Origin of the sequence: Pseudomonas sp. PDM25, assembly GCF_019219045.1 — a bacterium.
Lineage (GTDB): Bacteria > Pseudomonadota > Gammaproteobacteria > Pseudomonadales > Pseudomonadaceae > Aquipseudomonas.
On sequence record NZ_JAHUWL010000005.1, the window covers coordinates 427572 to 450585 of the forward strand.

A 23014-nucleotide genomic window follows, 5' to 3' on the forward strand; every position below is an offset into this window, starting at 1 on the left:
GTCGTATCTGCCTGTCGGGCGGCACGACCTTTGCTGTGATGTTGATTAAAAGCATCGCTTCCAGTGCGCCATCAATTTAATGGCGCCAAGCAGAGGGATTTTAAGTGTCAGCCATTCTCTCACTGTTACAAAGCCGTCTTCTGCGGCCGGTGTTCGTTACCCTTGGTATCGCCCTTTTGGTGCAAGTGCTTGTAGCTGTCGCCCTGACCCGGAGCACAGTGACCGCACTGGAAGCTGATTTAGGTGTTCGCCTGGGTGCTGACAGTCAAAAGCTCTCCGGGGAACTGGAGCAGGCGGGGCGGGAAGTCACGTCGAGCCTCGACAGCCTGTCGACCAATACCCGTCAGCGACTCACCGCCGGCCTGTCGTCACGTTTGAAGGATGAGCAGGCACAACTGCGTGGGACATTGGAAAAGGACCTGAAGGACTCTGCCAATGACATGGCGCAGCTTCTGGCTTCGGTCGCACCTCGCGCCATGTGGGACAGCGACGTTCCAACCTTGTCCGAATTCGCCCGCCGGGCCCAGCGCAATCCCAACGTGCTGTTCGTGATCTACGACGACGCTACTGGCCAGCACCTGACGCGCTATCTGAACCGCGAGAACCCGATCAACAAAGCGCTACTGGAGAAAGGCCAGGGCGAGCGCGCATTGGACAAAGTGCTGGATGCGGCGAAGAGCGATCCATCGGTCTACTACCTCGAAGCCTCAATCAGCCCCAATGGCGTGGAAATCGGCAAGGTCTTGATGGGTGTTTCCACCGCTTCCGTGGAAGTCGATCTGGCAGCCCTCGACAAACGCTTTTCGGCACTGATCGCCAGCAGTGATCAACTGGTCGGCGACAGCCTCAAAGGCGCGGCGGCTGATAGTGCTGCAGCGATGGGCGCGCGCCTGAAGTCGGCGCAGTCCACGGCTTCAGCGATGCAGGCCAACACCACCAGCACCGTGCAGGAAGCGGCAGGCACTTTGCGCTGGCGCATCGGCATGGGGCTCGCGTTGGTCGGTTGCGGGGTGCTGCTGTTGCTCGCGGTGGTGCTGGGTCGTCGAGTGGTCAATCGCTTGAAGCTGCTCATCGTTGCCATGGATGATCTGGCGGCGGGCGAGGGCGACCTGACCAAGCGGGTGCAGATCAACAGTAAGGACGAAATCGGCGACATGGCCTCGGCGGTCAATCGCTTTGTGGATAAGTTGCAGCCGATCGTGCGCGAAGCGGGCGATGTGGCTCAGCGTACCGGTGTGGAAATCGGCGCGATGACCTTGCGCAATGCAGGGGCTGATAAAGCGGCGGGCATGCAGCGCGATGAAGTGGCCGAGAGCCTGCGTGCGTTGTCGCAAATGGCTGATGAAGCCCAGTCAGAAAGTCATGCCATGCAGGCGGCCTTGCAGCAAGTGGTGGATATTCGTTCGGCGACGGATGAAAACACGCGGACGTCGGCGAAAGTCGGCAGCCTGATCGAGGCGTTGGCCGGGCAGGTCGACACCGGGGCGAAAGTCATCGAGCGGCTGGCGCAGCAGAGTGAGCAAATTGAAGTGGTGTTGACGGTGATTCACGGGATCGCCGAGCAGACCAACCTGCTGGCGCTGAACGCGGCGATCGAAGCGGCGCGTGCGGGCGAGACCGGTCGCGGGTTTGCCGTGGTCGCCGATGAAGTGCGAGCGCTGGCGAGCAAGACGCAGAGCTCCACTGGCGACATTCAGGCGCACATCGTTGCCTTGCAACAAGGTGCGCGTGAGGCGGTGGCAGCGATCGGTCAGGCCGGGCGCCAGGCCAGCGAAGGTTTGCTGGTGCTGCGTGACAGTGCGCGGTTGCAGCAATCAGTGCAGGCGTCGGTCGAGCAGGTTCATGCGGCGATTGGTCTGGCAACGCAGGCAGCGGCGCATCAGGCGCAAGGCGCGCAAGCGGTGCGTGGTCGGGTTGAAACCATTCATGCGCAGGCTGAGAAAGCGGCTCAAGCGGTGGTGGAAACCACGGCCAGCGGCAAGGTACTGGATGGATTGGCGGCGCAGTTGAAGGCGAGTCTGGGGCAGTTCAGGGCTTAAATTTGTATTGACTGGGCGGGCCTCTTCGCGAGCAAGCCCGCTCCCACAGTGATTTTTGGTGGACACAAGATTTGTGAACACTTCAGATCAAATGTGGGGGCGGGCTTGCTCGCGAAAGCGGTCTTAACGGCTCAGATACATCCGGGTAGTCAGCAGATAAACCGGCAACCCCGACACCAAAATCAACAACGCCGCATAAGGCGCCGCCGCCGCAAACTCCACATTCGCGGTATGCGCCCAGACTTCCGTCGCCAGGGTGTTGAGCCCGGTCGGGCTCAGCAGCAGCGTCGCCGTCAGTTCCTTCATCGCATCCAGAAACACCAGCGCAAACGCTGCGCCCAGCGCCGGGAAAATGATCGGCAACGTCACTCGACAAAACGCACTGAAGGACGTTGCGCCCAGCGTGCGCGCAGCCTCTTCCAGTTGCGGCGCAGCCTTGTTCAGCGCCGTACGAATCGGCGCCTGAGCCAGCGGCAAAAACAGCAACGCATAAGCGATCAGCAACAATGCCGAAGTCTGGTACAGCACGGGCACATAGTGCAGGGCGAAATACACCAACGTCAGTGCAATCACCAGTCCTGGCAGCGCATGCAGCAGATACGGCAAGCGTTCGGCCCAGATCGCCAATTGGCCCTTGTGGCGCACCACTAGCAATCCCACCGGCACTGCCAACACCAGGCACAGCGCCGCGCCGCCCAGTGACAACGCCAGGGAGGAGAGCAGCGCCTCGCTGATCGCCGCCACCGGGAACGCTGCCGACGAACCCACTGCCAGCCAGTACGCCAGCATCCCGAGCGGAATACCGCTGCCGATGATCGCCAGCGCCAGGCAGTAAAGTTGTCCGGCGGCAGCCCAAGGCCCCAGCCGGACCTGTTCCGCCTGCCGGGCCGCGCCCTGACCGGTACGCACGTGTCGGCCCTTGCCGCGTACGCGCAGTTCCAGCCACAACAGCATCAGACACAGCGCCAGCAACACGGCGGAAAGCATCGCCGCGTTCGCGTTACTGAATTCCAGTTCGAACTGTTGATAGATTGCGGTGGTAAATGTCTGCAGGCCGATGATCGATAGAGCACCGAACTCCACCAGCATGTGCAGCGCGATCAGCAGCGAGCCGGCGAGCAGTGATGGCCAGAGCAGCGGCAGGGTAATTCTGAAAAACACGCCCCAGCGATTCTGCCCCAGTGTACGGGCGGACTCTTCGAGGGAGGGGTCGAGATTGCGCAGGGTCGCCGCGACCGGCAGAAAGATCAGCGGATACTTGGACAGGGTCATCACCAGGATCGCCCCGCCCAGACCTTCGAAGTGAGCACTCAGTGAGACCCAGGTAAAGCTGCTGACAAACGCCGGTACCGCGAACGGCAGGCATAAAATCACGCCCCACAAGCGCCGCCCCGGCAAGTTGCTGCGCTCAAGCAGCCAGGCCAGTGACAGGCCGATCACGCCACAGGCGAGCGTCACACCGACCATCAGCGCCAATGTGTTGCGCAGCAGGCCAAACACATAAGGGCGCCACAACAAATGCAGCGCCTCGGCCCAGCCGGCCTGCCAGGTCTTGAGTCCGACATACGCCAGTGGCAACAGGCTGAGCACCACCAGCAGCAAAACCGGTAGCAGCAGCCAGATCGATGGCCGCTTGCGCCGTGGCACATAACCCTCGCGCGCGACGGGGGCGGATAACGATGCGCTCATCAGTTCAAGCCAACGTCACGTTCCAGGTCCAGGGCTTGCTCGGCATTGCCGAGATCGGCTGGCGTGACCTTCGGTGCCTCAAGTTCGCTGAACGGCTTGAGCCCGCGATCCGATTCCATGCCTTTGTGCAGCGGGTATTCGGCGGTGGTCTGGGTGATCACGCGCTGACCTTCTTCGCTGGCCATGTAAGCGAGCAATTGCTGGGCTTCTTTTGGATGTTTGCTGGATTTCAGCACGGCCGCACTGGAAACAGTGATCAGCCCGCCGACGTCGCCGCCGGTGAAGTAATGCAGTTTCGAATCGAGCTGACCTTTTTCACGCTGCAAGGCGAACCAGTAGTAGTTGTTCACCAGCACGGTAGCGACTTCGCCGTTTTCCACTGCCTTCAATGCAACCATGTTGTTGCTGTAGGTCTTGCCGAAAGCGCGCAAACCGGTCAGCCATTCTTCGGCCGCGTCCATGCCGTGCACTTTGATGATTGCCACGGCCTGTTCCTGGAACGCGCCACTGGTGGGCACGAAGCCGACCTTGCCTTGCCATTTCGGATCGGAGAACTCCATGACCGACTTGGGCAGGTCTTTTTCGTCAATCAGCTTGGGGTTGTAGGCGACGACGCGGACTCGCGCGGTGATGCCGATCCAGGTGCCGTTGCCGGCGACGTAGTCTTTGGGCAGAACGGCCAGGGTGGCGGCATCGGTCTGCGCCAGCAGGCCTTGTTCGCCGAGTTTGTTCAGTGGTGGCGATTCTTCGGTGTAGATCACGTCGGCAGGGGAGCGAGCACCTTCTTCGACGACCTGGCTGGCGAGCTGGTTGCTGCTGCCTTTGCGCACATTGACGTGAATCCCGGTCTTGGCTTCGAAGGCTTTGGCGATGGCATCGCCGACTTCTTTGTGTTGACCGTTATAGAGTGTCAGGGAAACCGGTTCGGCGGCTTGGGTGAGGGGAGTGGCGAGTGCCAGGCCGAGCAGGGTCATGGTCAGGCTGCGGCGCAGGGTATTTCGAAACATCATTCGCAAGGTTCCTCACTGTCGCATTGCAAAAACTTGAAACAATGATAAACGATATTGTTTCTCAAGTGCGCCTTGCGAGGCAGGGAAGTCTTCGCTAAATCCCCTCGCCACAAGAAGACCTTCATTCAGGAGAAATATTGACTTGATTTCAGTAGGCCAGAAACGCAAAAACCCGCTTTCGCGGGTTTTTGTGAAATTTCAGATCGACTCTGAAATTTGAATTGGTGCCCAGAAGAAGACTCGAACTTCCACGACCTTGCGGTCACCAGCACCTGAAGCTGGCGTGTCTACCAATTTCACCATCTGGGCATAATCTTCAGCGTTGCCGCTGTTGATGTGGCGCACTATACGGAGAGCTTTTTGATCTGTAAACCCCTGATTTAGTTTTAATAATTCAGAGGCTTAGAATGCAAAAAACCCGCTTTCGCGGGTTTTTGTGTGAGCCTTGAAATTGATCTAATCTCAAGCTCGAAATTGGTGCCCAGAAGAAGACTCGAACTTCCACGACCTTGCGGTCACCAGCACCTGAAGCTGGCGTGTCTACCAATTTCACCATCTGGGCATTATCGGCAATGCGTCTGCGTCGTCGATGGCGCGCACTATACGGAGCGTCTTTTTAACTGTAAACCCCTGAGGTCGAAAAAACCTGGAAAATTTTACCAGTGGCATTTAATTCAGCTTCTCGGTGTCGATATAGGGCTTTAGATGGGCTGTCATAGCCTGAAATTTCCCGTTTCATTACGCCTATGCCAAACTAACCCGCATATAGACAAGGTGAAAACTCTCTAATGGCCGATTGGCAGTCCCTCGATCCCGAGGCCGCTCGTGAAGCGGAAAAATATGATAACCCTATTCCTAGCCGCGAACTGATCCTTCAGCATCTTGCTGATCGGGGTTCGCCTGCTAACCGCGAGCAGCTGGTCGAAGAGTTTGGTCTGACCACAGAAGACCAGATCGAAGCCCTGCGCCGCCGCCTGCGCGCCATGGAGCGCGACGCTCAACTCATCTATACCCGTCGCGGCACCTATGCGCCGGTGGACAAGCTCGACCTGATCCTGGGCCGCATCAGCGGTCACCGTGACGGCTTCGGCTTTCTGGTCCCGGACGACGGCAGTGACGACCTGTTCATGAGCCCGGCGCAAATGCGTCTGGTGTTCGATGGCGATCGTGCCCTGGCCCGCGTTTCCGGCCTCGACCGTCGCGGTCGCCGCGAAGGCATGATCGTCGAAGTGGTGTCCCGTGCCCACGAGACCATCGTTGGTCGTTACTTCGAAGAGGGCGGCATTGGTTTCGTCGTTGCGGACAATCCGAAGATCCAGCAAGAAGTGCTGGTGACCCCGGGTCGTAACGCCAACGCCCAGATCGGTCAGTTCGTCGAAGTGAAGATCACTCACTGGCCGACGCCACGCTTCCAGCCGCAAGGCGACGTGGTCGAAGTCGTGGGTAACTACATGGCGCCGGGCATGGAAATCGACGTTGCCCTGCGCACGTACGACATTCCTCACGTCTGGCCTGAGGCTGTGTTGAAAGAGGCCGCCAAGCTCAAGCCGGAAGTCGAAGAGAAAGACAAAGAGAAGCGCATCGACCTGCGCCATCTGCCGTTCGTGACCATCGACGGTGAAGATGCGCGTGACTTCGATGATGCGGTCTACTGTGAAGCCAAGCCGGGCAAGCTGCGCCTGTTCTCCGGCGGCTGGAAGTTGTACGTGGCGATTGCCGACGTTTCCAGCTACGTGAAAATCGGTTCGGCGCTGGACAACGAGTCCCAGGTTCGTGGCAACTCGGTGTATTTCCCCGAGCGCGTCGTGCCGATGCTGCCTGAGCAGCTGTCCAACGGCCTGTGCTCGTTGAATCCGCACGTCGATCGTCTGGCCATGGTTTGCGAGATGACCATCTCCAAATCCGGCGAGATGACCGACTACTGCTTCTACGAAGCGGTGATTCACTCCCACGCTCGCCTGACCTACAACAAAGTCAGCGCGATGCTGGAAACGCCGAAACTCACCGAGGCGCGTGAGCTCCGTGGCGAGTACAACGACGTTCTACCGCACCTCAAGCAGCTTTACGCACTGTACAAAGTGCTGCTGGCCGCTCGTCACGTGCGTGGCGCGATCGATTTCGAAACGCAGGAAACCCGGATCATCTTCGGGGCCGAGCGCAAGATTGCCGAAATCCGTCCGACCGTTCGTAATGATGCGCACAAGCTGATCGAGGAATGCATGCTGGCGGCCAACGTGGCCACCGCCGAATTCCTGAAAAAGCACGAAATCCCAGCGCTGTACCGCGTCCACGATGGCCCGCCACCGGAGCGTCTGGAAAAACTGCGCGCTTTCCTTGGCGAGCTCGGTCTGTCCCTGCACAAAGGCAAGGACGGCCCGTCGCCGAAGGACTACCAGGCATTGCTGGCGAGCATCAAGGACCGTCCGGATTTCCATCTGATCCAGACCGTTATGCTGCGTTCGTTGAGCCAGGCTGTGTACAGCGCCGATAATCAGGGCCACTTCGGCCTGAATTACGAAGCCTATACCCACTTCACCTCGCCGATCCGCCGCTACCCGGACTTGCTCACGCACCGGGCGATTCGCAGCGTCATCCATTCGAAAATGGACACCCCGCACGTTCGCCGTGCTGGCGCGATGACCATTCCGAAAGCGCGCATCTACCCGTACGACGAAGCGATCCTGGAGCAGCTCGGCGAGCAGTGCTCGATGAGCGAGCGCCGTGCCGACGAAGCGACCCGCGACGTCGTGAACTGGCTCAAGTGCGAGTTCATGAAAGACCGTGTGGGCGAGTCGTTCCCGGGTGTGATCACTGCCGTGACCGGTTTTGGTCTGTTCGTCGAACTGACCGATATCTACGTCGAAGGCCTGGTGCACGTCACCGCGCTGCCGGGCGATTACTACCACTTCGATCCTGTGCACCACCGCCTGGCCGGTGAGCGTACCGGTCGCAGCTTCCGTCTTGGCGATACCGTTGAAGTGCGCGTTATGCGCGTCGACCTCGACGAGCGCAAGATCGACTTCGAGATGGCTGAAAAAACCATCAGCGCGCCGATTGGTCGCAAGAAGCGAGGGACTGAAACCTCTGCTCCTGCTGCAAAAACAGCCGCAGAACCGGCCCCGGCTAAAACCGGTCGTCGTCCTGCCAAGGAAAAGGCTGTCGAAGCCTATCGCCCGAGCGATGCTGCGGCGAAAAATGCCGAATTGCGCAAAAGCCGCGAATTGAAGCAGGCGTTATTGTCTGAAGCGAAAAGCGGCGGTAAAGCGGCGTCTGGGGGAAAGACCGGACGGTCGGCGCCTGACAAGGCTCCCGGCGGCAAGCCAGCCAAAACGAGCAAACACCGTAAAGGCCCGCCAAAAGCGGGTTCTGCGCCAGCCGCCAAAAGCGGCGGGGCGCGTAAACCGAAGGCCAAGTCATGAGTCAGTTGGAAAAGATCTACGGCGTGCACGCTGTAGAAGCGTTGCTGCGTCACCACCCAAAACGCGTCAAGCAGATCTGGTTGGCCGAAGGCCGCAGTGATCCGCGTGTTCAGACGCTGATCGAGCTGGCTAACGAAAACCGCGTGGCCGTTGGCAACGCCGAACGCCGTGAGCTGGATGCCTGGGTTGAAGGCGTGCACCAGGGCGTGGTGGCAGAGGTGAGTCCGAGCCAGGTCTGGGGCGAGGCGATGCTCGACGAGTTGCTCGATCGCACCGAAGGCGCACCGCTGTTGCTAGTGCTCGACGGCGTGACCGATCCGCACAACCTCGGCGCTTGCCTGCGTTCTGCCGATGCGGCAGGCGCACTGGCGGTGATCGTTCCGAAGGACAAGTCAGCCACGCTGACCCCGACGGTACGTAAAGTGGCTTGCGGCGCGGCGGAAGTGATTCCGTTGGTTGCGGTGACCAATCTGGCGCGCACCCTGGAAAAGCTCAAGCAGCGTGGCTTGTGGGTTGTCGGTACGGCGGGCGAGGCTGAGCAGAGTCTGTATCAGCACGACATGACCGGCCCGACCATCCTGATCATGGGTGCTGAAGGCAGCGGTATGCGTCGCCTGACCCGCGATCTTTGCGACTACCTGGTGCACCTGCCGATGGCGGGCAGTGTCAGCAGTCTCAACGTTTCCGTGGCGACCGGCGTCTGCCTGTTTGAAGCCCAGCGCCAGCGCAGCGTCAAGGCTGCCAGCAAAAAGTCCTGATCCGACGCAGTTCTAATGTGGGAGCGGGCTTGCTCGCGAATACGGTCTGACATTCAACGCTTGTGCTGAATGACACTCCGCTTTCGCGAGCAAGCCCGCTCCCACAATGATTTATGCCTGGCGAACATTGGTGGTTGTTCAAATAATCACCAATTGCCTTGCACCTCTTCTGTCCCTTCTCTACAATTGCGCCCCTTGCTGTGACGGCAGGCACGCATGTGTCTATCGCAAGCAAGTCCATAAGTGTCATTCACTCCTTGTCTGACCGCTTTTGAGCGGCAGGCTACAACCCGTAAGGAGCATTCATGCGTCATTACGAAATCATCTTTTTGGTCCACCCGGATCAAAGCGAGCAAGTCGGCGGCATGGTAGAGCGTTACACCAAGCTGATCGAAGAAGACGGCGGCAAAATCCACCGTCTGGAAGATTGGGGCCGTCGTCAACTGGCCTACGCAATCAACAATGTTCACAAGGCTCACTACGTGATGCTGAACGTTGAATGCACTGGCAAGGCCCTGGCCGAGCTGGAAGACAACTTCCGCTACAACGATGCAGTGATCCGTAACCTGGTCATCCGTCGCGAAGAAGCCGTTACCGGCCAATCCGAGATGCTCAAGGCTGAAGAAAACCGCAGTGAGCGCCGTGAGCGTCGCGACCGTCCTGAGCACGAAGGCGCTGAAAGCGCTGACAGTGATGACAGCGACAACAGCGATAACGCTGACGAGTAATCCACGGACCTTTTGAGGAGCCTATTACATGGCACGTTTCTTCCGTCGTCGTAAATTCTGCCGCTTCACCGCTGAAGACGTGAAAGAGATCGATTACAAAGATCTCAACACTCTGAAAGCTTATGTATCCGAGACCGGCAAAATCGTTCCAAGCCGCATCACCGGTACCAAAGCACGTTATCAGCGTCAGCTGGCCACCGCTATCAAGCGCGCCCGCTTCCTGGCCCTGCTGGCCTACACCGACAGCCACGGCCGCTGAGACCGGGCAGTCGACACGTAGCAAAGGATTGAAAGCATGCGTGCCATAGCTGAGTTCATCATGCGCGGCCGTATGCAGGCCACTCTGGTAGTGGCCGGATGCGCAACATTGCCGTTGTTGTATTGGTTGGGTGCTGCCGCGGGTTGCCTTGTGCTCCTGCGGCGCGGATTGAAGGACGCCCTGGGCGTTCTTGCTCTGGGACTGCTGCCGGCGTTGATCTGGTGGCTTTACTCCGATGACCCACGGGCACTTCTGGTGCTGCTGGGGTCTTGGAGCCTTGCGTTGGTTTTGCGCGCAAGCGAATCCTGGAACCGCGTGCTGCTGGTCAGCATAGCGATGGGAGTGGTGTTTTCAGTGGTGCTGGGGACGGCTTTTGGTCCCCAAATCGAGATGCTGGCGCAGGCTTTGATAAAAGTCATGCCGTCGCTACTCGGTGATGTCTACCAGAAGTTGTCGGTAGACGAGCAAGCGCATTTTGCGTCCCTGATCGCACCGGTCCTGACCGGCCTGATTGCGGCCTTGTTGCAAATCGTCAGTGTGCTGAGCCTGCTTGTCGGGCGCTACTGGCAGGCGTTGTTGTACAACCCGGGTGGTTTTGGTCGCGAGTTTCGCGCCATCCGATTCCCGCTGGGGCTGGCGATGTTGCTGCTGGCGTTCATGCTTCTGGGACCGAACCTCGGTCCACAGATGGCCATGTTGACGCCGTTGTGCAGTGTACCGCTGGTGTTCGCCGGGCTGGCCCTGATTCACGGGCTGGTGGCGCAAAAGCGACTGGCCAGGTTCTGGCTGGTGGGGTTGTACGTCACGCTGTTGCTGTTCATGCAGCTGATCTATCCGTTGCTGGTGGTCTTGGCCATCGTCGACAGCCTGATTGATTTTCGCGGTCGTTCGACGCCGAAAGACGTCGATAGCGCGAACGGTGAAGGTTAAAAGTTAAGAGGATTTTCACATGCAACTGATCCTTCTGGAAAAAGTCACCAACCTGGGCAACCTGGGTGACAAAGTGAACGTTAAGGCTGGTTACGGTCGTAACTACCTGCTGCCTTACGGCAAAGCTACCGCTGCGACCGCTGCCAACCTGGCTGCGTTCGAAGAGCGTCGTGCTGAGCTGGAAAAAGCCGCAGCAGATCGTAAAACTTCGGCTGAAAGCCGCGCTGCCCAACTGGCTGAGCTGGAAGTGACTATCACTGCCACCGCTGGCGACGAAGGCAAGCTGTTCGGTTCGATCGGTACTCACGACATCGCTGATGCACTGACCGCCTCTGGCGTTGAAGTTGCAAAAAGCGAAGTTCGTCTGCCGAACGGCACTATCCGCAACGTAGGCGAATTCGACGTAGCCGTGCACCTGCACGCCGAAGTTGAAGCCACCGTACGCGTTGTCGTGGTAGCAGCTTAAGCAGCACTTGTCGGCTGGTGCCCTCGGGTGCTTGCCGGTAACATCGGGCACGATCCTGTTTACAGGTCGTGCCCTTTGTCTTTCTGCAGTTCCTGATTTTCACATCTAATTCCAAGTGGCCATGAACGATATCTCCGCTCCCGAGCAATACGATCTGCAAACCGCTGCCCTGAAGGTGCCGCCGCATTCCATCGAGGCCGAACAGGCCGTGCTCGGTGGTTTGATGCTGGACAACAACGCCTGGGAGCGCGTGCTTGATCAAGTATCGGACGGCGATTTCTATCGACATGACCACCGTTTGATCTTCCGCGCGATCGCCAAGCTTGCTGACCAGAACTCGCCGATCGACGTCGTGACCCTTGCCGAGCAATTGGACAAGGAAGGCCAGACGTCGCAAGTTGGCGGCCTCGGATACCTTGGCGAACTGGCAAAAAACACGCCGTCCGTCGCCAACATCAAGGCGTATGCCCAGATCGTTCGTGCGCGGGCGACGTTGCGGCAGTTGATCGGCATCGCCACCGAAATCGCCGACAGCGCCTTCAACCCGGAAGGCCGCTCGGCTGAAGAGATTCTCGACGAAGCCGAACGGCAGATTTTCCAGATCGCCGAGGCCCGGCCAAAAACCGGCGGCCCGGTGAGCGTGAATGACCTGTTGACCAAGGCCATCGACCGCATCGACACCTTGTTCAACACGGACAACGCCATTACCGGCCTGTCCACCGGTTATACCGATCTCGACGGTATGACTAGCGGCCTGCAGCCGTCTGACCTGATCATCGTCGCCGGCCGTCCATCCATGGGTAAAACCACCTTTGCGATGAACCTGGTGGAAAACGCCGTGCTGCGCAGCGACAAATGCGTCTTGGTTTACTCGCTGGAGATGCCAGGCGAATCGCTGATCATGCGTATGTTGTCGTCCCTCGGCCGGATCGATCAGACCAAGGTTCGTGCCGGTCGCCTGGAAGACGACGATTGGCCGCGCCTGACATCGGCGGTCAACTTGCTCAACGATCGCAAGCTGTTCATTGACGATACGGCCGGTATCAGCCCCTCGGAAATGCGCGCACGGACCCGGCGTCTGGTGCGTGAACACGGCGATATCGCGCTGATCATGATCGACTACCTGCAATTGATGCAGATCCCGGGTTCTGGCGGTGACAACCGGACCAACGAGATTTCCGAGATTTCCCGTTCCTTGAAAGCCCTGGCCAAGGAATTCAACTGCCCGGTGGTGGCGTTGTCCCAGCTCAACCGCTCCCTGGAGCAGCGACCGAACAAACGCCCGATCAACTCCGACCTCCGGGAATCCGGAGCGATCGAGCAGGATGCCGACGTCATCATGTTCGTGTACCGGGACGAGGTGTATCACCCGGAAACCGAGCACAAAGGCATCGCCGAGATCATCATCGGCAAGCAGCGGAACGGCCCGATCGGTACGTCACGACTGGCGTTCATCGGTAAGTACACCCGCTTCGAAAACCTGGCGCCGGGCAGCTACAACTTCGACGACGAGTAACGTCAAGGGTGTCCGGTTGATAGCTGTGTTTCAGGCGAACAGGGCTCTGATCGCTTGCTCGGTGTAGCCATAGTTCCAACGCAGCTCGTTATCGACGGGAATGTCGTCGATGGCAAAGAAGGCGTACAGCAAGTATTTTTCCTTGCCTGCGCCTTGGGCTTGAACCACCACATCGAACGGCACGGCTTCGACGTTGTACCCCGTTGTTGCCTGTCGTGCCGGCTTGCCCTGTTCATACTCGAAGAGAGTATTCATTCGGGACAGCACATTGTCTCCAGACAACAGAACGGTAGAAGGTCGGGCGTGGGTGAACAGCTTCCCGGGCAGTACATCGATGAGGAATGGGTCCTTTCTGGCGACACCGACATAACCGGGTATCAATCCTCCCCCATAGACCCCAAGAATCTCCCCTTTAACCAGCGGCTTTTTGTTGCTCACCATGTCTTGCCCGATCAAGGTCCTTTCCTCAGGCATCTTGCAGTCGGCGGCGGTGAATGTACGTAGCGCCAGTTTCTCTTCGTACAGGTTGGCTACGTCTTCGAAGCCCTCCCATTGAATGTAAGGTTTGATTGCCACGGCCTGGTAGCGGGTACCGCCATCAGCCGATCTGGCCTGCTGCTGAATTTTTTTGATGCGTAACGGTTGCCCTTTCAAGTCCCTGAGGGGGTAACGGCCGTTGTTGGCGCGATCATATTTGCCGCGTGTGTTGATGGCCTGTTGAAAGGATCTGATGCTGGACATTCGCTCTCGTTCGGCGGCAGTGAATGGCACAGGCATGATGTATTCGGTGGCGCTGTGATAGCTGCCGCTTGCCTCCTCCGGAATATCGAGGTGCCTGGACGAGCCAACGCCCGGAGTGCCGCCAGGTAAGCCGCTATCGGTATCGATCTCCCAACCACCCTCAGCCTTTTTCCGCACATAGGGCTTGTACGCTCGATAGGGGCTGCGCGCATCGATGACTTGCCAACCCGGTTTGGCGTATTGCACTTGATAGTACAGACCGTTTTCCTGCACGTAATACGTGTGCGTGCCACCTTGTAGGGGGCGCTGTTCATAAACGCCATCTGCGCGCAGCGACAGATTCGTCGGTGTTTCTTGCCGGGCAAAATAGGTATCGAGAGGCACGCCTGGGGTTACGGGCTCGGTAGCCCATGACGCATCAGCTTCCCGAATAGCCAAAGGTTGTTTGTGTAAATGCTCAATGACATTGTTGAGCGCGGTTTTGACGCGGTCAGTCCAGCTATTGGCAATGGCAAAGCGCTCGGCTTCAGGCAGGGCCGCTTTGATCGAGGTATAGAGGTCGGCCAATCCATTAAGCGAATTTCCCGCAGCATCATAAGCCCTGTACTGCGTGCCTGCTCGAACCAGAACCCTGCGATGAACGGCTGTGTCACTGCCGACGCTGCTCAGCAATGTGCCGTTGAGGGTTGCATCACGCATTTCGATGTGCACCGAGTCGGCCCAGTCAGGCAAGTGCTTGAGGTTCGTGAGGATGAGTTTGTCGGTGTCGAGAGGGCGAGCCGAATCAAGATAAAGCCCCTCATAAGTACGTGCTGTTTCCACTTCTTTGGAATATTCGGCTGCTTCCTTTTCCATGAGTGGCAGCAACTTCCGTTCCCGCACGATTTGTTGTTTTTCCAGTGCGCTGAGGCTGAGTGTCATTTGTTGCAGATAGCTTTTTGGCAGCGTTGGATACTTCGTGCGAATGTGTTCCTGAATCGAGTTTTCCGGTTGATCGGTCAACGCATAAACTTTTGAAAACAGCAGAGCTTTTGTTGCCGCAAGTTTGATCTCGAGACACTGTGCCAGGCGCTCTGCGTTAGAGGCAGTGGAGGGCGCCAGCTCTTTGAGCAGCTCACTGAGCTCTTCAGTTTCCAGCTTCTCGACAACGGCGTCAGTCAGTTCGCCGTTTCTGAGTTGGGCGTAGGTCAATCTAAGTTCTGGCAGTGTTGCATCGGCGGAGTCACCAAAAGCAAAGAGTGTTTCAGTCCCGTCGACTACGGTCAGGTATCGAGTGGTTGGCCAGCCGCTCAGTGTGGTGAGCAGGTGCAGCAAGATGAACGGTGAGTAAGCGCCGGTTTTAGTACCTTTGCTGCGTTCTATCTTGAAATCATTTATTTCCTGCCTCAAATCAAAGCGCTTCAACACATCGGTCAGCAGGGCCGGCGGACGTTGGGTGTTCAGATGAAGTTCAATGAGAGCCAATCTGTCTAATCCGCAGACCAGCAGAATGGGCTCGACGGCTTCTTGGCGGATATTGCGTGCGACAGGGCCAAGACGCCTGATCAGTTTCAACCCATCCCAAGTGCGCGGGTCCTCGTGCAGATGGCGCCATCCGGCGGCATCGTTTTGTACCATCTGTGGTGCATACCCGTTTGGATCAGAAGGGTGTTGCAGCTCCCACTGCCGGGTGGCGATGTTGACCTTTACTTCATAGAAATGGTCTTCCAGTGCTACATAGGTTTTTGCGTTGTGTTTATACAAACCTTGAGCGTTGGGATGGATGTTTTCAGGGAGTTGAAGTGTATTCCGATAGGGCATCAGATCGGGGTGCCAGAGTCGTTCGCTATTGTCGCTCAACCTGATTTTCACCAGGTGAGTGGCGATCCCGGTGGTTTTTATTGCGCCTGCCGTGATGATGCCCAGAGCCGCGGCGTCTGCGACGTCGAGCAGATCATTCAACGCTTCATCGGTATCGCCACGACTCCAGGCGGCAACGCCGTGATAGACCGAGTGAAGTAACTGCAACGCTGTTACCGCCAGCATCACTTCACCGATGACCGGTATGAAGGACGCGGCGAAAAATAACAGCGACTCTCCTGCTGCCTCGAGCTCCTGACGTTTTTTCAAGCTGCTGGCGGTGTTGGCATCTGCCGTGGGGACCGCCAGTACACGTGCATCAGCTTTCAGGTGGGCAATGCGTTGCTTGAAGGCCGTTTCATAGATGTCACCGGCCATATCGACACGCACTAAGGGTTTGGCAAAAGACGGATTACCAAGGCGGGTTTCGCCTGACCACAAAGTGCCTGTGGTCAGCGGCGTTCCCTGGCGCTCAAACGGAATGAAGCGATTGAAGAATTTGCGGTAAGAGGGTGTGTCCAGCTTAATTGCCAAGGCTTTTTGAAGCGCGTTATATGAGTCATATCGTTTGATCGCGTTATCGGGATCATCGGGAATGTAAAGGACGTGTTTGATCTGAGGCCATTTATCCCGAAGTATCACGATGCCCGGAAGGGCTATGCCGTCCAGAGTCAGCTGTGAACAGATCAAGTCCTTGTGGCTGCCGGCGTGGCTCAGTTCGAGTAATAGCGTGTAAAGATCTTTGTTGATGGATTTCTTCATCAGGGCGATGTGGATCGCCGCCTCAAAAGTATTTTGATCGTCGTTCCTGATCAGGGCCTTTATCTGGTTTGCCGAGTGAGTGGCGGTTGTTCCCGCCGTTGCGCAAGGTTCCAGTATTTCGCTGATGTGTCTCTGGTACTGCATGCCGATGTCCAGCTCGCGACAAACCCCGGCGAAGTTTTCTGGGCTGACAGCGCTTTTTTTCTTTTCGACGTACCCGGACAAATAGATGGCCGATCCCGCTTCAAAACCACCGCTCTGGGCTTCGGAAGGTTCGAAGTTCTGCAAAGCGGCGTCTACAAGCGTTTGTTCGGTGGTTTTATGATGTGTTTTGATCAGCCCCAGGAGATGGGAGTTCTTCCACTCGCGCAGCAGTGTGGATTTTTCAGCGTCCAGCGATCCCAGGTGCCCTGTAAGCTTTTCACTCAACAAGGATCGGGCAAAGTTCACGGGGTTTTTCAGATCCTCGAAGACTGAGGCCAACGCCTGCCTGGCGGCATTGCTTTTGAGCAGGCAAGCGCGAAACGTTTTGCGTTGTTCGGCGGATCCCTCGACTAGCCAGCCAGGCAGCTTGCTCTGGATGAAACTTGCGTGAGCAGATAGGGCCGCAGGGGTAGGTGCGGGGGCTGTATTGTGTAAAGTCGAATCGTTCAAGGGCGCTCCGTGGCTCTGGATAAGCCAGTCTGATAATTGAAGCGCCAGATTACTCGCGGGTTTTTTGCTTGAAGAATCTCTATGTAGTGACCTGTGCCCAGCGAAATGTGCTGTATCGGTCAGGGGGGCGGGCCTGAGGGTAAAAGCCGACCGCTGTTGTCGGAATTGGTTATTTTTTGTGCTATATTCCGCGCCCGCGATTTTTCATCTCAACACCGGTCATCGTCATGCAAACAGCCAAGCCGTTATTTGACTATCCCAAGTACTGGGCCGAATGTTTCGGTCCAGCGCCATTCCTGCCGATGAGCAGGGAGGAGATGGATCAGCTTGGCTGGGATTCCTGCGACATCATCATCGTCACCGGTGATGCGTACGTTGACCATCCGTCGTTCGGCATGGCAATCATCGGCCGGCTGCTGGAGTCGCAAGGCTTCCGCGTCGGGATCATTGCCCAGCCGAACTGGCAGTCCAAAGACGACTTCATGAAGCTCGGCGAGCCGAACCTGTTCTTCGGTGTCGCGGCCGGCAACATGGACTCGATGATCAACCGCTACACCGCCGACAAAAAAATCCGCTCCGATGACGCCTACACCCCTGGCGGCATGGCGGGCAAACGTCCGGACCGCGCGAGCCTGGTTTACAGCCAGCGTTGCAAGGAAGCCTACAAGAACGTGCCGATCGTTCTCGGTGGCATCGAAGCGTCCCTGCGCCGCATCGCCCACTACGATTACTGGCAGGACCGGGTTCGCAACTCGATCCTGATCGACGCCAGCGCCGACATCCTGCTCTACGGCAACGCCGAGCGTGCGATCGTCGAAGTCGCCCAGCGTCTGTCCTACGGTCACAAGATCGAAGACATCACCGACGTACGCGGTACCGCATTCATTCGTCGCGACACCCCGAAAGACTGGTACGAAATCGATTCCACGCGCATCGACCGTCCGGGCAAGATCGACAAGATCATCAACCCGTACGTGAACACCCAGGACACCCAAGCCTGCGCCATCGAGCAGGAAAAAGGTCCGGTTGAAGACCCGAGTGAAGCCAAGGTCGTGCAGATTCTGGCCAGCCCGAAGATGACTCGCGACAAGACCGTGATTCGTCTGCCTTCGGTTGAGAAAGTCCGCGGTGACGCAGTTCTGTATGCTCACGCCAACCGCGTGCTGCACCTGGAAACCAACCCGGGCAACGCCCGTGCGCTGGTGCAGAAGCACGGCGAAGTCGACGTCTGGTTCAACCCGCCTCCAATTCCAATGACCACCGAAGAAATGGACTACGTGTTCGGCATGCCCTATGCGCGCATTCCGCACCCGGCGTACGGCAAGGAAAAGATCCCTGCCTACGACATGATCCGCTTCTCGGTGAACATCATGCGTGGCTGCTTCGGTGGCTGCACTTTCTGCTCGATCACCGAGCACGAAGGCCGGATCATCCAGAACCGTTCCGAAGAGTCGATCATTCGCGAAATCGAAGAGATCCGCGACAAGGTCCCCGGCTTCACCGGCGTCATTTCCGACCTCGGCGGCCCGACCGCGAATATGTACCGCATCGCCTGCAAGACCCCGGAAATCGAATCCGCGTGCCGCAAGCCTTCGTGCGTGTTCCCGGGCATTTGCCCGAACCTGAACACCGATCACTCGTCGCTGATTCAGCTGTACCGCAGCGCCCGTGCCTTGCCGGGTGTGAAGAAGATCCTGATCGCTTCCGGTCTGCGCTATGACCTCGCGGTCGAGTCGCCGGAATACGTCAAAGAGCTGGTGACCCACCACGTCGGTGGTTACCTGAAGATCGCCCCGGAACACACCGAGGAAGGTCCGCTCAATCAGATGATGAAACCGGGCATCGGCAGCTATGACAAGTTCAAGCGCATGTTCGAGAAGTACTCCAAGGAAGCCGGGAAAGAGCAGTACCTGATTCCGTACTTCATCGCCGCTCACCCGGGCACCACCGACGAAGACATGATGAACCTGGCCCTGTGGCTCAAGGGCAATGGCTTCCGTGCCGACCAGGTGCAAGCGTTCTACCCGTCGCCGATGGCCACCGCCACCGCGATGTACCACTCGGGCAAGAACCCGTTGCGCAAAGTCACTTACAAGAGTGACGCCGTGACCATCGTCAAGAGCGAAGAGCAGCGTCGTCTTCACAAGGCCTTCTTGCGTTATCACGACCCGAAAGGCTGGCCGATGCTGCGTGAGGCGCTGACCCGCATGGGCCGCGCCGACCTGATCGGGCCGGGCAAGAACCAGTTGATCCCGCTGCACCAGCCGGCAACCGACAGCTACCAGAGCGCCCGTCGCAAGAACTCGACGCCGGCTGGCAGCCACAAAGTTGCGGGTGAGAAGACCACCAAGATCCTGACCCAGCACACAGGCTTGCCACCGCGCGCCAGCGATGGCGGCAATCCGTGGGACAAGCGTGAACAGGCCAAGGCAGCGGCATTCGCCCGCAACCAGCAGGCGGCCAAGGATCGCAAGGACGCGGCCAAAGGCAAGGGTCCGAAGCCTGCGCGCAAGCCGGTTGTACCGCGCTAAACCTCGCTTGAGCTGAACAAAACGCCAACCTACGGGTTGGCGTTTTGCGTTGTGCGCCACGGAAAACCGGGGCGATGGGCCGGAAGCTGTGTTGGGGCAACTGGCCTCTTCGCGAGCAAGCCCGCTCCCACAGTGATCTCTGTCGTTCACAAATTCTGCATCCACAGAAAACCCTGTGGGAGCGGGCTTGCTCGCGAAGAGGCCTGTATTGGCGCCGACAATGCAGCTGAACGCCACAAATCCGTGCAATCGACGCAAACCAAATTCCCGCATCGCCCGATTTTGGTGCTGTACTGCCTCAAGCAACCGGAGAAAGCGCCAGCGCTGCTGGATGGCATAAGTCTTGCGCGCTTTCCAATACGCTTAAGGCTCGCAGGAGGCACGCCGTGTCGATCCATGTCGCATTGCACCACGTCACGCATTACCGCTACGACCGCGCCGTCGAGCTCGGTCCGCAGATCGTTCGTCTGCGCCCGGCCGCCCACAGTCGCACGCGGATACTGTCCTACGCGCTGAAAGTCTCGCCCGAGCAGCACTTCATCAACTGGCAGCAGGACCCCCAGGGCAATTACCTGGCGCGGTTGGTGTTCCCGGAGAAAACCGATGAGCTGCGGATCGAAGTCGATCTGCTGGCAGAGATGGCGGTCTTCAATCCGTTCGACTTCTTCCTTGAGCCCTACGCGGAAAAGATCCCTTTCGCCTACGCCGCGGATGAGCGCAAAGAACTGGCGCCGTACCTGGAAACCTTGCCCCTGACGCCAAAGTTCAAAGCGTATCTGGATGGCATCGACCGCACGCCGCTGCCCAGCGTCGATTTCCTCGTCGCACTCAACCAGCGCCTGAGCGAAGACATTGGCTACCTGATCCGCATGGAACCAGGTGTGCAAACGCCCGAACACACCCTGGAACATGCCTCCGGTTCCTGCCGCGACTCCGCGTGGTTGCTGGTGCAGCTGTTGCGCAACCTCGGTCTGGCGGCGCGTTTCGTCTCCGGCTACCTGATTCAACTGACCGCAGACGTTAAAAGCCTCGACGGCCCGTCGGGCACTGACGTGGACTTCACCGACCTGCACGCCTGGTGTGAGGTCTATTTGCCCGGTGCCGGCTGGATCGGCCTGGACGCGACCTCTGGGCTGTTTGCCGGTGAAGGACACATTCCGTTGGCCTGTAGTCCCGATCCGGGCTCTGCGGCACCGATCAGTGGCTTGGTTGAACCGTGCGAGTGCGAATTCACCCACGAAATGTCCGTGGAGCGGATTTGGGAAGCGCCACGGGTAACAAAACCCTACAGCGAAGACCAGTGGCTGGCGATCCAGGCCTTGGGTCGGCAGATCGATGCCGACCTGTTGGAAGGTGACGTACGCCTGACCATGGGCGGCGAACCGACGTTTGTTTCCATCGACGATCCAGACGGCGCCGAGTGGAACACGGCGGCACTGGGGCCAGACAAGCGGCGTCTGTCCGCCGAACTGTTCCAGCGCATGCGTAAGCACTACGCGCCCAAAGGTCTGGTGCATTTCGGTCAGGGCAAGTGGTACCCCGGCGAGCAATTGCCGCGCTGGTCACTGAACTGCTACTGGCGCCGCGACGATGTGCCGATCTGGCACAACAGCGCGTTGATTGCCGATGAGCAGCAAGACTACGGTGCCAATGGTGAGTTGGCCGGACGCTTTCTGGCGAGTGTCGCCGAACGCCTGAAAATTCCGACACGTTTTGTGTTTCCGGCCTACGAAGACAATTTCTATTACCTCTGGCGCGAAGGCACTTTGCCGCAGAACGTCAGCGCCGAAGACTCACGTCTTGAAGAGCCTCTGGAACGTGCACGCCTGCGCAAAGTCTTCAGCCAGGGTCTGGACAAAGTCATCGGCCAGGTCCTGCCGCTGGCGCGCACCGCCAAGGGTGATCAATGGCAAAGCGGCCGCTGGTATCTGCGCGATGAGCATTGCCGACTGGTGCCGGGGGATTCGCCGCTGGGCTATCGCTTGCCGCTCGGCTCGCAGCCTTGGGTGAAAGCGGCGGAGTACCCGTTCATTCATCCTGTGGACCCGAATCAGGATTTCCCTGCACTGCCCGACACTGCGCAACTTCAGAGCCAAGGCGAGCCTGCAGTTGCTGATGAGCGCACGCCAAAGATCGACGAATCCGCCGACTGGCTGACCCGCACGGCGTTCTGCGCGGAAGCACGAGAAGGGCGGTTGTACCTGTTCATGCCGCCGCTGGAGCGGGTCGAGGATTATCTGGAACTGGTCAGTGCCATCGAAGCCACCGCCGAAGAATTGCATTGCCCGGTGTTGCTGGAAGGCTATGAACCGCCGAGCGATCCGCGCCTGAGCAACTTCCGGATCACGCCCGACCCGGGTGTGATCGAGGTCAACGTGCAGCCGTCCGCCACATGGGATGAACTGGTCGAGCGCACCGAATTTCTTTATGAAGAAGCGCGCCAGACCCGACTGACCACCGAGAAATTCATGATCGATGGCCGGCACACCGGCACCGGCGGCGGTAACCATTTCGTACTGGGCGGCGCGACACCGGCTGACTCACCGTTTCTACGCCGCCCCGATCTGCTGCGCAGCCTGATCAGCTACTGGCATAACCACCCGTCCTTGTCCTACCTGTTTTCGGGATTATTCATCGGCCCGACGTCTCAGGCGCCACGGGTCGATGAAGCGCGCAATGATGCGTTGTATGAACTGGAAATCGCCTTTGCCCAGATGCCTGAACCGGGCGAGGAGTGCGCGCCGTGGCTGGTGGATCGGTTGCTGCGCAACCTGCTGATCGACGTGACCGGCAACACGCACCGTGCCGAGTTCTGCATCGACAAGCTTTATTCACCGGATGGGGCGACGGGGCGTCTGGGGTTGCTCGAATTGCGCGCCTTTGAAATGCCGCCCCATGCGCGCATGAGCCTGGCGCAACAGTTGTTGCTGCGGGCGCTGGTGGCGCGGTTCTGGCGCGAACCTTATGCGCCGCCGAAACTGGCGCGCTGGGGCACGGAACTGCACGATCGTTTCCTGTTGCCACACTTCATCGAACAGGATTTCGCCGACGTCATCGTCGACCTTAATGCCGCCGGTTATCCCGTGCGCGCCGAGTGGTTTGCGGCGCATCTGGAGTTTCGTTTCCCCAAGGTCGGCGATTACGCGGTCAGCGGGATCGAGCTGCAATTGCGCCAGGCGCTGGAGCCCTGGCATGTGCTGGGTGAGGAGGGCGCAGTCGGCGGCACGGTGCGTTATGTGGATTCGTCGCTGGAACGTTTGCAGGTCAAACTCACGGGCCTGCCGCCGCAGCGTTATCTTCTGACCTGCAATGGCATCCCGGTGCCATTGCAACCCACCGGGCGGGTCGGCGAGTTTGTCGCTGGCGTGCGCTTCCGCGCCTGGCAACCGGCCAACTGCCTGCAACCGACCATTCCGGTCCATGCGCCGTTGGTGTTTGATTTGCTCGACACCTGGATGCAGCGCTCGCTGGGTGGCTGCCAATACCACGTTGCCCATCCGGGCGGACGCAACTACGACAGCTTGCCGGTGAACGCCAATGAGGCGGAGAGCCGTCGAATGGCGCGTTTTTTCCGCATCGGACATACGCCTGGGAAACTTCCTATACCCAATATGGAAATTAACGACGAGCTACCGATGACTCTCGATTTACGACGTTTCTAAACCGTACGCGA

13 protein-coding genes and 2 tRNA genes are annotated in these 23014 nt (G+C 58.6%); 10 read left to right on the top strand and 5 right to left on the bottom strand.

Going from position 1 to position 23014, the window contains the following annotated elements; translation table 11 throughout:
• Positions 1 to 104: 104 nt before the first annotated feature.
• Complete coding sequence (locus tag KW848_RS12225) at positions 105 to 2039, top strand: methyl-accepting chemotaxis protein (protein WP_218536963.1); 1935 nt, start codon at positions 105 to 107, stop codon at positions 2037 to 2039.
• A 123-nt stretch (positions 2040 to 2162) separates the two neighbouring features.
• Here the strand turns inward: KW848_RS12225 and KW848_RS12230 are convergent, their stop codons facing one another.
• The 4 genes from KW848_RS12230 to KW848_RS12245 all read right to left on the bottom strand — a co-directional run bounded on the left by KW848_RS12230 (position 2163) and on the right by KW848_RS12245 (position 5300).
• Entirely contained in the window at positions 2163 to 3728 is a 1566-nt protein-coding gene (locus tag KW848_RS12230) for an iron ABC transporter permease (protein ID WP_218536964.1), read from the bottom strand.
• Complete coding sequence (locus tag KW848_RS12235) at positions 3728 to 4738, bottom strand: extracellular solute-binding protein (RefSeq protein WP_218536965.1); 1011 nt, start codon at positions 4736 to 4738, stop codon at positions 3728 to 3730. The genes KW848_RS12230 and KW848_RS12235 overlap by 1 nt, the downstream gene beginning before the upstream one ends.
• A gap of 222 nt (positions 4739 to 4960) precedes the next feature.
• Positions 4961 to 5047 (bottom strand) — tRNA-Leu (locus tag KW848_RS12240).
• A 166-nt stretch (positions 5048 to 5213) separates the two neighbouring features.
• Positions 5214 to 5300 (bottom strand) — tRNA-Leu (locus KW848_RS12245).
• Positions 5301 to 5526: 226 nt separating this feature from the next.
• On the opposite strand from KW848_RS12245, the gene rnr reads away from it, so the two are divergent.
• From rnr to dnaB, 7 genes are all read left to right on the top strand, one after another.
• Entirely contained in the window at positions 5527 to 8157 is a 2631-nt protein-coding gene (gene rnr / locus KW848_RS12250; RefSeq protein ID WP_218536966.1) for a ribonuclease R, read from the top strand.
• Positions 8154 to 8915 carry a 23S rRNA (guanosine(2251)-2'-O)-methyltransferase RlmB gene (gene rlmB, locus KW848_RS12255; RefSeq protein WP_218536967.1) on the top strand — a complete coding sequence of 254 codons (762 nt, stop codon included), beginning with the start codon at positions 8154 to 8156 and terminating at the stop codon, positions 8913 to 8915. The genes rnr and rlmB overlap by 4 nt, the downstream gene beginning before the upstream one ends.
• A gap of 305 nt (positions 8916 to 9220) precedes the next feature.
• Positions 9221 to 9643: a 30S ribosomal protein S6 gene (gene rpsF / locus KW848_RS12260; RefSeq protein WP_003217491.1), complete on the top strand. Its 423-nt coding sequence runs from the start codon at positions 9221 to 9223 to the stop codon at positions 9641 to 9643.
• 28 nt (positions 9644 to 9671) lie between these two features.
• A complete protein-coding gene (rpsR, locus tag KW848_RS12265) occupies positions 9672 to 9902 on the top strand; it encodes a 30S ribosomal protein S18 (RefSeq protein ID WP_002551829.1) in 231 nt (76 codons plus the stop codon).
• 36 nt (positions 9903 to 9938) lie between these two features.
• Positions 9939 to 10832, top strand: a complete 894-nt coding sequence (locus KW848_RS12270; protein ID WP_218536968.1) for a hypothetical protein — start codon at positions 9939 to 9941, stop codon at positions 10830 to 10832.
• Positions 10833 to 10851: 19 nt separating this feature from the next.
• The gene (rplI, locus tag KW848_RS12275; RefSeq protein ID WP_003197251.1) at positions 10852 to 11298 is read left to right on the top strand and encodes a 50S ribosomal protein L9; all 447 of its coding nucleotides are present in this window, start codon (positions 10852 to 10854) and stop codon (positions 11296 to 11298) included.
• Positions 11299 to 11419: 121 nt separating this feature from the next.
• The gene (gene dnaB / locus KW848_RS12280) at positions 11420 to 12814 is read left to right on the top strand and encodes a replicative DNA helicase (protein WP_033055553.1); all 1395 of its coding nucleotides are present in this window, start codon (positions 11420 to 11422) and stop codon (positions 12812 to 12814) included.
• Positions 12815 to 12844: 30 nt separating this feature from the next.
• Here dnaB and KW848_RS12285 read toward each other — a convergent pair whose 3' ends face one another.
• Positions 12845 to 16810, bottom strand: coding sequence for a dermonecrotic toxin domain-containing protein (locus KW848_RS12285; RefSeq protein WP_218536969.1), 3966 nt, complete (start codon positions 16808 to 16810; stop codon positions 12845 to 12847).
• A gap of 227 nt (positions 16811 to 17037) precedes the next feature.
• Here KW848_RS12285 and KW848_RS12290 point away from each other — a divergent pair, with 227 nt between their 5' ends.
• Together KW848_RS12290 and KW848_RS12295 are read left to right on the top strand one after the other, a co-directional pair.
• A complete protein-coding gene (locus KW848_RS12290) occupies positions 17038 to 19341 on the top strand; it encodes a YgiQ family radical SAM protein (RefSeq protein WP_111449251.1) in 2304 nt (767 codons plus the stop codon).
• 386 nt (positions 19342 to 19727) lie between these two features.
• Positions 19728 to 23003 (top strand): DUF2126 domain-containing protein, encoded by a 3276-nt coding sequence (locus KW848_RS12295; protein ID WP_218536970.1) that lies wholly within the window; start codon positions 19728 to 19730, stop codon positions 23001 to 23003.
• Positions 23004 to 23014: the final 11 nt, after the last annotated feature.